We start from the raw sequence: 13,137 nt of genomic DNA on the forward strand, positions 1-13,137 counted from the left end.
GTTGGATCCCATAGCTCATAGGCCAGTGGGGCGGGAAAATTGCCGATGGCGGCCGGTCCACCAGATGCGTGCGCGTTTGCCCTGCGCACGCACGATGTTCGCACCCCAGTTGATCAGGCCGAGGTAGGCGTCGACCGGCTGTGCCTGCGGGCCGTAGGTGGCGCGGGCGTATTCGCCCAGTTGCGGATATTCGTCCATGGATACGATGCGGGCGCCCTGCAGCAGGAACTCGTCGGCGCCGAGATGCCAATAGCGGCCAGGGAATTGTGGCAGGAATTCCTCGAGGATGTCGCGCATCAGGTCGTAGCTGTGCGGGTTCGAGATATCGATGGCGGAGTCCGAGACGACCCCGCCCGCGCTGCGCAGCTTCAGCTCGGGATGGGTGGCGAGGATTCCGTTCATATGGCCCGGGAAGTCCACCTCGGGCACGAGCTCGAGAAGTGCAGATGCAGCAGGTTGAGTTCGAGCTGGGCCATGCGCCGGATCTGGTCGCGCAGCATGCCCACCGGCATGAATTCGCGGCCGACGTCGAGCATGAGTGAGCGTTCGCGGTAGTCGGGCCAATCCGTCACGGTACCGCCGGGAATGGTGGTGCTCCGGTGCAGCAGCTGCAGTGTGGACCTGGTGGCGTAGAAGGTTCCGGCCGTATCGACGCCCTGGAGATAGAGGGTGTCGCCAACTGCTATCCGGTACGACTCCGCAGTGTTCGCAGCGCCGTCGACCGGACCGTTCCGTAACACGATGTCACCTGGACCGCGCTGCGGGCGGAAGCCGGGTGGCCCCCGCCCGCAGCGGGCAACTCAGTGCGCGAAGTGGCGCGAGCCCGTGAGGTACAGGGTGACTCCCGCCTCGCGGGCCAGATCGATGGTGTCCTGGTCGCGGACCGAGCCGCCGGGCTGCACAATCGCCCGGATGCCGGCCTGGATCAGCTGCTGCGGGCCATCGGAGAACGGGAAGAACGCATCCGATGCGGCGACCGAACCCTTGGCGCGGTCACCGGCGCGCTGCACCGCGAGACCGACCGCATCGACCCGGTTGACCTGGCCCATGCCGACGCCGACCGAGGCGCCGTCCTGGGCTAGCAGGATCGCGTTGGACTTCACGGCACGACAGGCGCGCCAGGCGAATTCGAGATCGGCGAGGGTTTCCGCATCGGCTGCCACACCCGCCACCAGGGTCCAGTTGTCCGGGTTGTCACCCGGGGCGTCGAGGATATCGCGGCTCTGCAGCAGCGCGCCGCCGCTGATCGGGCGCAACTCCGCACCCGCGCGCCGCGGCGGCTCGGCGACCAGGATGCGCACGTTCTTCTTGCGCTGCAAAACCTCGACGGCGCCATCGGCATAGGACGGCGCTACGATCACCTCGGTGAAGATTTCGGCGACCTGTTCGGCCATCTCCACGGTGATCTCGCCATTGGCCGCGATCACGCCGCCGTACGCGCTCACCGGATCGCACGCGTGCGCCTTGCGGTGCGCCTCGGCGAGGTCCGCGCCGATCGCGATACCACAGGGGTTGGCGTGCTTGATGATCGCGACCGCGGGTGCCGAGTGGTCGTAGGCGGCACGCCAGGCGGCATCGGCATCGGTGTAGTTGTTGTACGACATTTCCTTGCCGTGCAACTGCTTTGCCTGCGCCAGGCCCCTGCTGCCGTCGCTCTGGGTGTACAGCGCGGCGGCCTGATGCGGGTTCTCGCCGTAGCGCAGCACCGAGGCGCGTTCCCAGGAGCCGCCGATCCAGCTCGGGAACTGGTGCGCGGCGGCCCCATTCGGCTCGGTATCCGGAGCGAGCACGCTGGTCATCCAGCTCGCGACCGCGACGTCATAGCTCGCGGTGTGCTGGAATGCCTTGGCCGCCAACGCGGTCCGCTCGGTCAGGGTGAAACCGCCCGCCTGTACCGCGGCGAGCACATGGTCGTAGTCGCCGCTGTCGACGACCACCGCGACCGACGGATGGTTCTTGGCAGCAGCGCGCACCATGGACGGACCACCGATATCGATCTGCTCGACGCATTCGTCATTGCTCGCACCGCTGGCCACGGTCCGGGTGAACGGGTACAGATTCACCACGACGAGTTGGAATGCCTCGACACCGAGTTCGACCAGTTGGTCGACGTGTTCGGCCTTGCGGGTATCGGCGAGGATGCCCGCGTGCACCCGCGGATGCAGGGTCTTGACCCGGCCGTCCAGGGTCTCCGGGAAGCCGGTCAGATCCTCGACCTTGGTTACCGGGATGCCCGCGTCGGCGATCTTGCCCGCGGTCGACCCGGTCGAGACCAGTTCGACGCCGACGGCGTTCAGCCCGGTCGCGAGCTCGATGAGCCCGGTCTTGTCGTAGACGCTGATCAGCGCCCTGCGAATCTCCTTACGATCACTCACCGAAGTACCCGCTCATCTGGAATTACTGCCTTTCGTCCGTCGGAGACAATGCCTCTGGTGGCGACGGCGGCGACAATCTCCGCCAGCAACCGTCGCTCGACAACCTTGATGCGCTCGTGCAGCGTGGCCTCGTCGTCATCGTCGAGCACCGGCACCGCTTCCTGCGCCAGGATCGGTCCGGTATCGATACCGGAATCGACGAGGTGCACGGTCGACCCGGTGACCTTCACCCCGTAGGCGAGTGCGTCGCGGACCCCGTGCGCGCCCGGGAACGCGGGCAGCAGCGCGGGGTGCGTATTGATGATCCGGCCGCCGTAGCGGGCCAGGAAGACCGGGCCGAGGATCTTCATGAATCCGGCCGAGACCACCAGATCGGGTGCGTAGGCAGCGACCGCATCGGTCAGCGCGACATCCCAGGCGGCACGGTCGGGGAAGTCCTGCACTGCCATCCGGAAGGCCGGAATCCCCGCGGCGGCCGCGTGTTCGGTGGCCTGGCAGACCCGATCGACCCCGACGGCGACGACGGTCGCCGGATACTCCGGGGCGGCGGCGGCCTCGATGAGGGCGCGCAGCAGTGAACCGGTGCCAGAGGCCAGCACGACGACGGTTGCCGGGACCGCGGTGGGCACCAACAGGGCATTCGGGGACGGCTGGGGGACGGCAGCCGGCGGGGTGGGTAAACTCAGCGGTCCGCTCCTGGATGTCGGTCGAATGGCGGAGGCGGTGTTACACCGCCGAGTAGAGCCTAACGACCGTCCACCCGGTCACTTTCCGGCAGGTCCGCCTCGACCACTTCGGCATCGACGATGTCGGGAACGGTATAGCTGCCCGCGGCGCCCGAGGTGACGATGGCGGTCTGTTCCTCGACCAGTTCGCCGTCGAGTTCCACCTCGACGTCGGGACCGACGTAGTCGTCGTATTGGTCGTCGTAATCGTCGTATTCGTCGTCGTAGTGATCTTCGTACTGATCACGGTCGTCGTAGTAGTCGTCTTCGTAGTCGTCGTAATCGGCGTACTCGTCGTCGTATCCGTTCATCGGCGTGCGGATGGGAACGACGAACCAACGCGCGAGCATCAGACCGACATATCCGGTTACGGCAAACCAGCCGAAGGCCACCACCGCGAAGATCGGCGGGTCGAGGCTCACCTGCCCGAACGTCCCGAGATCACCACCGGCCACCGCGCCGAGCAACACCAACACCACGGTCGCCAGCCCGGCCGAGGTCAGCGTCGCCCACGGGGCGACCGCCCGGTCGTGGGAGGTCCGTCCGATATCCAGCCCGCCGAGCACACCCACGGCGGCCGGAATCAACAGCAGCGCCGACCACCAGCCCGATGCGGGTCCGGCCGGCACCGCTGCCATCAGGGGAACGGCCGGAATCGGGCCGCCGACAACGGAAAACAGTCCGATCGACGCATCACCGAACTGCGCGCCGGAACCGACGAGCACACCGACCGTGGCGACCACCACATTCGGCAGATACGCCATCGAGAGCAGGATCAGCCCGAGCACACCCGCCGCATTACCAGCGGTGTGAAAGGTGTCACCGATGCGCGACCAGTGCACGAGGAAGGACACGACGACGACCGCGGTGGCGCAGACCAGCAGCCGCACCACCGTCCGGCCCGCGCCGAATGTGCCCGCGATCGCCCAATCCGGCAGTCGCAACAGCGTGAACAGCCGACGCCGGTTCCGGCTCGCGATGGCACCGGCCGCGGCGACCAGATGCACGCCGCCGACCCAGCCGAAGGCGGCGAGCGTGTCCGGTGGCTGCAGTGCGACGACACCGGAGGCATCCTCGGCGACCGCCAGACAGACCGCCGTGACCAGCAGCGGTCCGGCCAGTGCCGCGCCGATGAGCCAGCCGAGATCCGCGCGCGAGCTGTCCGGCTCGACCGCGCGGGCACAATCGCGGCCGGTCAGCCAGACCAGCAGTCCGGTAGGCAGCAGCGGAAGGAGTCCGAGTGAGGTTTTGCCGATCATCAGCGGAACCTGATGTGCCGCAAGCCAACCCGCGGCGATCGCACCCGAGGTGCCGGCCAGGTTGCTGCCCGAGGACAGCAGCGCGGCAAGCATGAGGACCACAACGGCGACGAGTGCGTAGGTCGTCGGCCGGGCCGCGACCAGGAGCAGCACCCGGGCGCGCTCCGGGGTCAGCGATAGAAACCTGGCCTCGTCGAAACCGTCCGCGGGCGTGCGCGGCGGCATGGATCGGTCGCTCCGCGCCGTACGTTCCGGCGCGCCGCGGGACTCGGCGGTCCGGCGAACAAGAGAAGATCTCGAGGAGCTCATGGCAAATCAGCGTGGCAGCTCCCCCGGCGCGAACGGGGCAGGCGCGCCGACCCGGTCCGGGGCGCGCCGGGAGAGCCGACGAACTACTTGTTCTCGTCCGAGGGACGGAATGCGTGGGTGGCGTCCGAGGACGGGTCCGAACCGGTTTCACCGCCGAACGGCTGGTTCTGCTGACCCTGCTGCCCCTGCTGGCCCTGGCCGAAACCCGGTGTGCCGTACTGCTGTCCGGGCTGCGGGGTCCCGAAGTGCTGAGTGGCACTCTCATCCGGGCGCGGCTGCGCGGCAGGCGAAGCACCGTAGGGCGAACCCTGCTGCGCCGCACCGTATCCGGGCTGCTGACCAAAGGCAGGCTGCTGACCGTAGGACGGCTGCTGCCCCTGACCGTAGGTCGGCTGGCTCGGCTGGCTCTGACCGTAGGGCTGCTGCGACTGGTACTGCGGAGCGCCCTGGCCGAATTGACCCGGCTGGCCCTGGCCGAACTGCCCTGGCTGGCCCTGGCCGAACTGGCCCGGCTGGCCCTGGCCGAAGGCCGCGGGCTGGCCGAACGCGCCCGGCTGACCGTAGCCGCCGGAGCCGAAACCGCTCGGCGGACCCTGCGGGGTGGCGGGCTTGGGCGCGGGCGGGGTCAGGATGCCGGCTTCGAACAGCACCGCGACAACCGCGATGGCCGTCTGCACGAAGGCCAGGAATAGCAGCACGTAGGCGCCCCACTTCAGCTCGACATTCAGATCGTCGGGCGTGGTGAAGGACAGGAACAGCGTGCCGAGGAAGCCGGCAGCCGATGCCGCGGCCGCGGCGCCGGTCCAATTCTGCTTGGGCAGCAACGAAAGTCCGGCAAGCAGGCCGCCGAGCAGCAGGATCGCCAGCAGTCCCGCGGCACCGAAGTACTGGAAGAGACTGAGCGTGTCATTACCTTCCACCGTGACACCGCGCACCTCCCGCGGCTTCTGACCGAAGAACGGGAGGAAGCCGAGCAGGAAGTTGATCACACCGAGCGCGGCGACACCGACCACCAGGAAGTACGGCAGGCCCTTCGCGGTGGACGCGGTGCCGGTACCAGCCGACTGGCCGGAGCTGGCAGGTGCGGGCGGCATCGCGGGTGCGTTGTACCCGGAGCCCCCGGTCGGGTATGACATGGTCGTCGTCTCCTAGGTCGAGTAGGTCTGGACGGCTGGATCTTTATCTGACGCTACTGCACTCGCTGGCCCAGGTCACCCTCAACAAACCCGCCGAGCGCTCGAAAAACCGTGTCTACGCTGGTCCTGTGTGGATCTGCGCCGACCGATAACAATTCTGCGCTACCACCCCCGATGGGAAAGCACTTCGGCCCGGAGCGAACTGCTCCGGGCCGAGATCCGCTGCTGCGCGCCCCCGGTGACTACCGGGGCACGACGTACCAGGCGCCATAGCTGCCCACGCAGTCGTAGTCCTGCCATTCGCCGTTCTGGATGCCCTGGTTGCCGCGGGCGAGGCATTCGGACTCGTACTCGAACGGGCCGAGGTTGCCCGGCTGGGCCTGCGCCGATCCCGTGCCGAACGGCCCCGCGACGGCGGGAGCGATGCCGCCGACGAAACCGGCGACGGTAAGGGCGGCGATGGCCGCGATGCGGGCGGGGCTGGTGCGGTTGATGGTCATTGTCTACGCCTTTTCTTCGGATGGGTTCCTTTGGCGATGACCAGCGTCCCGCCCACCCGTCTCAGCGCGATTTCATGCGCATTTCACGAGGTACTGCCCGGTTTTTCGAGCCTGTTGAGATAGCGCTGCCAGCCGAATCCACTGGTCCGGTAGGCGGAGCGGATGCGCTCGACCGATTCCGGGTCCGAGTCGCCTCGAGCGTGCCGCAGCGCGACCTCGATCGCGCGCGCCGCCAGCGCCGGGACACCTCCGGGAGCCGCCGTGTCGTGCTCGGCCAGCAGTGCCGCGGCCTCCTCGAGCTCACCCTTCGCGATGAGGACGTCGGCGAGTTCGAGCCGGGCCAGACCGGCCTCCTCTTCGTGGTCCAGGGCCGTGCGGCAATAGGATTCGGCGGCGTCGAGTTGTCCGGCGGCCAAAGCGACCGCGGCGCGGGTGAGGTCGTTGAGCGGCAGGATCTGTCGATCGTCGAGGCGACGGGCATAACGGTCGGATTCTTCGACCATTGCCAGTGCGTCCTCGGTGCGGCCCAGATCGAGCAGCGCCTTGGCCTGATTGCTCAGGCCGCGCGAGAGGCTGTGCTCATCGTCATTGGCGCGGTCCACCTCGGTGGACCGCTGATAGGCGGCGAGGGCGCCCGCCGCGTCACCCGAATACAACAGTGCGGTGCCGAGTGCGTCCGCGAAGGATGAGGCCTGCGTGACGCGCACCGCCAGTCGTTCGCCCTCGCGCAGGCGCTCGACCGCCTCCAGGAGTCTGGCCCGCTCGATATCGACGATGCCCTGGTAGTAGCGGACGGTCTGGGCGAGTTCGATATCGTCCAATGGTGCGGCGAGTTCGCTCGCTCTCGCCAATTGTGCTGCGGCGGAATCGAAGTCACCGGTCATGAGGGTGTGGAAACCGTAATGGCTCAGCGCTCGGGCCAATTCGGCGGGCGGTACGGTCGCGGCTGGCGCGTCCGGTTCCGGATCGGCGGGCATCGCGCTATCCGCCGCGGCTGGCAGTGACTCGATCAGTGCGCCGTAGTGGCGGCGCGCCTCACGGAACCAGGCCCTGGCCAGCCAGGGGACGTGCATTGCGGTGGCGAGTCGTAATCCGGCCGCGGCTCGCGGTGTTCCGGGCGCGTGTTCGAGTGCGGCGAGGATATTCGGCCATTCGGCGAAGACCGCGGCCACGGCTTCCGCGGTCGCGAAATCGTCGGGTTCGCCGATCTTTCGCACCAGATCCAGACACCAGTCGACATGTCGGGCACGCAGGGGATCGGCCTCGCGGGTCTGTGCCAGCTGGGCCAGTGCGTAGTCACGCACTGTTTCCAGAAGCACGAATCGCCTTGTCGCACCGTAGTTCTGCACCGTCACCAAGCTTCGGTTCACCAGGTCCGCAACTGCGGGCGCGATATCGCCGATCGCGAGATCCGCGCCATCGCCCGGCGTAACAGCTTCGGCCGCCTCCAGCGTGCACCCGCCCGCGAACACCCCGAGCCTGCGTAATACCGCCTGCTCCCGCTGCGCCAGCAGTTCGTAACTCCAGTCCAGGGCGACTCGCAAACTCGTATGCCGCCCACCGCCCGCATCCCGCGCACCGCCGACCAATAGCCGCACTCGATCATCGATGCGCTGCGCGAGCTGCGAAATCGTGAGCGTGCGAGTGAGACCGGCGGCCAACTCGATCCCCAGCGGTAGCCAATCCACGGCCGCGCAGATTCGGACCAGTTCCTCCCGCTCACCGACGGTGACCAGTCCATGCAATCCGGCTCGCTCGGTGAACAGTGCGACGCCATTGCCACGTTCCAGCGGACCGAGCGGATACACCGACTCTCCCGGCACTCCCAACGCCCGTTGGGAAGTGACCAATACACTGGAACTAGCTACGGCAGTGGCCAATTCGGCCACCGATTCGATCAGATGCTCGGCATTGTCGAGCACCAGCAGGACGGCCCGCCGCGCATTCTCTCCGGTGGGTGCCGAATTCGACGATGCCGAGCCTTCGAGGTCGGACTGCGGACTCGAGCCGTCCCGAGCCTGTGCAGCGTCGAGCGCACGGGAATCTCCGCGCGTGCCCGAGCCACCGCGCACGTCCGAGCCATTCGGCGGACCCGCATTCGCGCGGGTACCGGAGTCACTTCGGTCTCCCGATGCGTCCCGGGCGACCGAACCGGTCGGTGCTGGCGCGTCTGCCGGCACACCCGAAGCCCCGCGCGCGGGCGGTATTTCCGAAGTACCCAGGGCCGCAACGATTCCTGGCAGCGGGGCGTCGGGGTCGATCGAGACGTCTTCGGCCAGACCATTCGCCTCGAGCACGGCGAGCACCGCGGGTAGCACATCCTCGGCTCGGGCCAACGGGGCCAGTTCGACGAAAGCCACCGGGCGTCCGGAATTGGCGGCAGCGCGAGCGAGTTCGGCTGCTAGGCGGGACTTTCCGCTGCCTGCGACGCCGACCAGGGTGGTCAGGCCGGGCCCGACGAGGCGGGCGCCGAGAGTGTCGAATTCGCGGCCGCGGCCGATGAAGCTGGTCACCGGCGCCGAAACGACCGGATCGGGATGGGTTGCGGCGGTTGCAGTTTCGGTACCGGCATCGGCGTCGACCGGGGCCGCGACAATCGGTGCGGCGTTCCCGGAACGCAGGGTCGGATCGTGGTCGAGGATGCGCAGTTCCAGTGCGGCCGTCTCCGGTGCCGGGTCGACCCCGAGTTCCTCGGCGAGGTTCCGGCGCAGGCGGGCCAGCCGGTCGAGTGCGTCCACTTGTCGCCCAGTCCGATACAGCGCCAGTGCCAGCAGACCCGAGAGCGGCTCGTGCAGCGGATATCGCGACACCAAGCCGGTCAGTTCGGTGACGACCTCGCCGGCCGCGCCCAGCTCCAGATTGGCTTCCAGCCCGGCCACACTCAGCGACAGCCGCCAATCGTCGAGCCGGTCTCCCTCGGCCGCCGCGTACGGAACGCCGCGGAGATCGGCAAGGGCGGCACCGCGCCACAATCCCAGCGCCTCCCGCGCCGCGGCCGCGACGGCGGCGTGGTCACCGGCCCTGCGCGCGGCATACAGCCGCTGTGCCGCCGCCTCCGCCGTCGACAGATCCGCTGCGGTCACCCTCGCGTGGTATCCGGCGGGCGTGCGTCCGATTACCCGCGCATGCGTCCCGAGCGCCGCGCGCAGCCGCGAAACCACCACGCGCAGTCGCTGTACCGGCCGCTCGACATCCGCGCCCCACAGATCCTCGGCCAGCCGCCCATCCGGAACCGGCACCCCGCCCGCCAAGGCCAGCCGCACCAGCAACGCACGCTCCAGCGGCCGATCGATGGTGAGATCGTCTTCGCCTGCCCGAACCTGCACTGGGCCCAACACCAGCACATCCACGCCATCCAGCATGGCAGTGCCGACCCGAGACCGCCCAACCACCACCCCGACCTACGCAACCAAGTCCGCTTCCGCTCACTATCGATCTCGACAAGCTGTCCGGACCACGACGCAACAGCGGAACCGAATCGAGCGCAACTATCCCGACCACCGACTGAAACCCCCACTGCGACAAGCATTCCAAAACGGACACAGCTCTGTTTCAGGGCGGGTTGTGGCGGGCTCGGCGTGCCAAGCTGTCAGGCGATGCTCACGTACACCCAAGCCGTTGTGATCGGCGCATTGCAAGGCATAACCGAACTGTTCCCGATTTCCAGCCTGGGTCATTCCGTTTTGGTACCCGCATGGCTGGGTGGATCCTGGAGCGATCTGGTCACCCAGGGGGATTCCGATTCCGGCACACCGTATCTCGCCTTCGTGGTCGGGTTGCATGTGGCGACGGCGATCGCGCTGCTGGTGTTCTATCGGCGCGACTGGGTCGAGATCGTGGTCGGCCTGCTCACCACACTGCGCACCCGGCGGATCGAGACCTCGACCCAGCGCCTGGCCTGGCTGGTGCTCCTGGCGACCGTGCCGGTCGGTGTACTCGGATTGCTGCTGGAACATCCGCTGCGCACCTTGTTCGCGAAACCCCTTGCGGCGGGCCTGTTTCTGACACTGAACGGCGTCGTGCTCGTCACCGGTGAAGTGCTGCGTCGCCGCAGCCAGCCGACACTGTCCGACTACGGGCGCCGCTTCGCCGAATCCGAGGCGCGGGCAAAGGCCATCGACGAGGGATATTTCGTCGCGACGGCGGAGGAAGAGCCGACCGGCCTTGGCGATCTATCGATAAGGGACGCGTTGATCATCGGTGTCTCACAGACCGGCGCACTGTTCGCGGGCATCAGCCGCTCGGGCATGACAATGGTCGGCGGTCTGCTACGCGGTTTGGACCATGAGGACGCGGCGAAATTCGCCTTCCTGCTTGCCACTCCGGTCATTCTGGCCGCGGGCGTGCTGAAGCTGCCGACGCTGGCCGGTCCGCAGGGCGACGGTATCCTCGGCCAGGTCCTGGTGGGATCGATTGTCGCGGGCGGCGCGGCGTATCTGGCGGTCCGCTTCTTGGAGCGCTACTTCAAGTCGAATTCACTGCTGCCGTTCGCGGTGTACAGCCTCGTCTTCGGTATCGCATCGGTGGTCCACTTCTTCTGAACCACGAAGGCCGCCACCCCGATCGGGGTGGCGGCCTTCGTATGATTCAGCGAATCAGGCGGTGACGCTTGCCTTCTCCAGGATCTCCCGCGCCAGCGCGGCGGTCTCGGACGGCGTCTTGCCGACCTTCACACCGGCGGCCTCGAGCGCATCCTTCTTCGCCTGGGCGGTACCGGCCGAACCGGACACGATGGCGCCCGCGTGGCCCATGGTCTTGCCCTCGGGGGCGGTGAAGCCCGCGACGTAGCCGACGACCGGCTTGGTGACATTGGCCTTGATGTAGGCCGCGGCCCGCTCCTCGGCGTCGCCGCCGATCTCACCGATCATCACGATCAGCTTGGTCTCGGGATCCTTCTCGAACGCCTCGATGGCGTCGATGTGGGTGGTGCCGATGACCGGGTCGCCGCCGATGCCGATGGCGGTGGAGAAGCCGAAGTCACGCAGCTCGTACATCATTTGGTAGGTCAGGGTGCCGGACTTCGACACCAGGCCGACCGGGCCCTTGCCGGTGATGTTGGCCGGGGTGATGCCGACCAGCGCCTCGCCGGGGGTGATGATGCCGGGGCAGTTCGGGCCGATGATCCGGGTCTTGTTGCCCTTCTCCACGTTGTAGGCCCACGCGTAGGCGGTGTCCTGCACCGGAATGCCCTCGGTGATGACCACGAGCAGCGGGATCTCCGCGTCGATGGCCTCGATGATGGCGTCCTTCGAGAACTTCGGCGGCACGAACGCGATGGACACGTCGGCGCCGGTCGCCTTGATGGCCTCTTCGACAGTGCCGAACACCGGCAGCTCGACCGCGTTGCCGTCCTTGTCGGTGTGCGCGACGGTGGTGCCCGCCTTGCGCGCGTTGACGCCGCCCACGACCTGGGTGCCGGCCTTGAGCATCAGCGCGGTGTGCTTGGTCCCCTCACCGCCGGTGATGCCCTGGACGATGACCTTGGAATCCTTGTTGAGGAAGATAGACATTTCCGGTTTCCTTACTTGGCCGCTGCCAGTTCGGCGGCCTTGTCGGCGCCTTCGTCCATTGTCTGCGCGAGCGTGATCAGGGGGTGCGCGGCATCGACGAGAATCTTGCGGCCCTCGTCGACCTTGTTGCCGTCGAGACGGACGACCAGCGGCTTGTTCGCCTCGTCGCCGAGGATTTCCAGCGCCTTCACGATGCCGTTGGCGACCGCGTCACACGCGGTGATGCCACCGAAGACGTTCACGAACACGCTCTTGACCTGCGCGTCGCCCAGGATGACGTCCAGACCGGCGGCCATGACCTCGGCCGAGGCGCCGCCACCGATGTCGAGGAAGTTGGCCGGCTTGACGCCGTCGTGGTTCTCACCCGCGTAGGCGACCACGTCGAGGGTCGACATGACCAGACCCGCACCGTTGCCGATGATGCCGACCTCACCGTCGAGCTTGACGTAGTTGAGGTCGTTCTCCTTGGCCTTGAGCTCCAGCGGATCGGTTGCGTCCTTATCCGCGAAGGCCGCGTGATCCGGGTGCCGGAATTCGGCGTTCTCGTCCAGGGTGACCTTGCCGTCGAGCGCGAGGATCTCGTTGTCGGGGGTGCGGACCAGCGGGTTGACCTCCACCAGGGTGGCGTCCTCGCCGATGAACACCTCCCAGAGCTTCTGGATGGTCACGGCCGCGGCATCCAGCACGTCGGCGGGCAGGTGGCCCTGCTCGGCGATCGAGCGGGCGAATGCGAGGTCGACACCTTTGACGGCATCGACGGGCACCTTGGCGAGGCGCTCGGGCTTGGTCGCGGCGACCTCTTCGATCTCCATGCCGCCTTCGACCGAGCACATGGCCAGATAGGTGCGGTTGGAGCGGTCCAGCAGGAAGGAGATGTAGTACTCCTCCGCGATGTCCTTGGCTTCGGCGACAAGGATCTTCTTGGTGATGTGGCCCTTGATATCCAGGCCGATGATGTTCTGCGCGTGCGTGAACGCGTCGTCCGCGGTGGCGGCGAACTTGACGCCACCCGCCTTGCCGCGGCCACCAGCCTTCACCTGGGCCTTGATCATCACCGGCTTGCCGATTTCCGCCGCGATGGCGCGGGCGTCCTCGGCCGTGTCCGTGACGCGGCCCTCGGACGAAGGCACTCCGTGCTTAACGAAGAGCTCCTTCGCCTGATATTCGAAGAGATCCATGTACTCACCGTCTCGTCTGCGTTGTGATGACAACGTCTTTGTTGGCGGCCCGACGTCGGAAGCGGGTCGGGTCGGACTTTAACCAGTCACATGGAGGGCCAAACGGCCACATTCATCCTAAGTGGCGCAGGTCACGGGGTGCCGG

11 protein-coding genes are annotated in these 13,137 nt (G+C 67.4%); 1 reads left to right on the forward strand and 10 read right to left on the reverse strand.

Annotated elements, in window-relative coordinates; translation table 11 throughout:
- Positions 1 to 15 precede the first annotated feature (15 nt).
- The 8 genes from AB0L58_RS33030 to AB0L58_RS33065 form a co-directional block, all read right to left on the reverse strand.
- On the reverse strand, positions 16 to 429 hold the full coding sequence (locus AB0L58_RS33030) for a family 20 glycosylhydrolase (RefSeq protein WP_364393035.1): 414 nt from the start codon (positions 427 to 429) through the stop codon (positions 16 to 18).
- The gene (locus AB0L58_RS33035) at positions 399 to 743 is read right to left on the reverse strand and encodes a glycoside hydrolase family 20 zincin-like fold domain-containing protein (protein ID WP_364393203.1); all 345 of its coding nucleotides are present in this window, start codon (positions 741 to 743) and stop codon (positions 399 to 401) included. Before AB0L58_RS33035 ends, AB0L58_RS33030 begins: the two co-directional genes overlap by 31 nt.
- 57 nt (positions 744 to 800) lie before the next feature.
- Positions 801 to 2,375, reverse strand: a complete 1,575-nt coding sequence (gene purH, locus AB0L58_RS33040; RefSeq protein ID WP_364393038.1) for a bifunctional phosphoribosylaminoimidazolecarboxamide formyltransferase/IMP cyclohydrolase — start codon at positions 2,373 to 2,375, stop codon at positions 801 to 803.
- The gene (gene purN, locus AB0L58_RS33045; protein WP_364393041.1) at positions 2,372 to 3,004 is read right to left on the reverse strand and encodes a phosphoribosylglycinamide formyltransferase; all 633 of its coding nucleotides are present in this window, start codon (positions 3,002 to 3,004) and stop codon (positions 2,372 to 2,374) included. The genes purH and purN overlap by 4 nt, the downstream gene beginning before the upstream one ends.
- Positions 3,005 to 3,120: 116 nt before the next feature.
- Positions 3,121 to 4,584 (reverse strand): DUF6350 family protein, encoded by a 1,464-nt coding sequence (locus AB0L58_RS33050; RefSeq protein ID WP_364393043.1) that lies wholly within the window; start codon positions 4,582 to 4,584, stop codon positions 3,121 to 3,123.
- 167 nt (positions 4,585 to 4,751) lie between these two features.
- Entirely contained in the window at positions 4,752 to 5,804 is a 1,053-nt protein-coding gene (locus AB0L58_RS33055) for a DUF5336 domain-containing protein (protein ID WP_364393046.1), read from the reverse strand.
- 242 nt (positions 5,805 to 6,046) lie between these two features.
- Positions 6,047 to 6,304, reverse strand: coding sequence for a hypothetical protein (locus AB0L58_RS33060; RefSeq protein ID WP_364393049.1), 258 nt, complete (start codon positions 6,302 to 6,304; stop codon positions 6,047 to 6,049).
- An 83-nt stretch (positions 6,305 to 6,387) separates the two neighbouring features.
- On the reverse strand, positions 6,388 to 9,654 hold the full coding sequence (locus AB0L58_RS33065) for a BTAD domain-containing putative transcriptional regulator (protein ID WP_364393051.1): 3,267 nt from the start codon (positions 9,652 to 9,654) through the stop codon (positions 6,388 to 6,390).
- A 246-nt stretch (positions 9,655 to 9,900) separates the two neighbouring features.
- On the opposite strand from AB0L58_RS33065, the gene AB0L58_RS33070 reads away from it, so the two are divergent.
- Entirely contained in the window at positions 9,901 to 10,845 is a 945-nt protein-coding gene (locus AB0L58_RS33070) for an undecaprenyl-diphosphate phosphatase (protein WP_364393053.1), read from the forward strand.
- Between the two features lie 54 nt (positions 10,846 to 10,899).
- Here the strand turns inward: AB0L58_RS33070 and sucD are convergent, their stop codons facing one another.
- Both sucD and sucC read right to left on the reverse strand, forming a co-directional pair.
- Complete coding sequence (sucD, locus tag AB0L58_RS33075) at positions 10,900 to 11,814, reverse strand: succinate--CoA ligase subunit alpha (protein ID WP_040695450.1); 915 nt, start codon at positions 11,812 to 11,814, stop codon at positions 10,900 to 10,902.
- An 11-nt stretch (positions 11,815 to 11,825) separates the two neighbouring features.
- Positions 11,826 to 12,992 carry an ADP-forming succinate--CoA ligase subunit beta gene (gene sucC / locus AB0L58_RS33080; protein WP_364393057.1) on the reverse strand — a complete coding sequence of 389 codons (1,167 nt, stop codon included), beginning with the start codon at positions 12,990 to 12,992 and terminating at the stop codon, positions 11,826 to 11,828.
- Positions 12,993 to 13,137 lie beyond the last annotated feature (145 nt).

It is taken from the genome of Nocardia sp. NPDC052112, assembly GCF_040680135.1.
Classification (GTDB): Bacteria; Actinomycetota; Actinomycetes; order Mycobacteriales; family Mycobacteriaceae; genus Nocardia.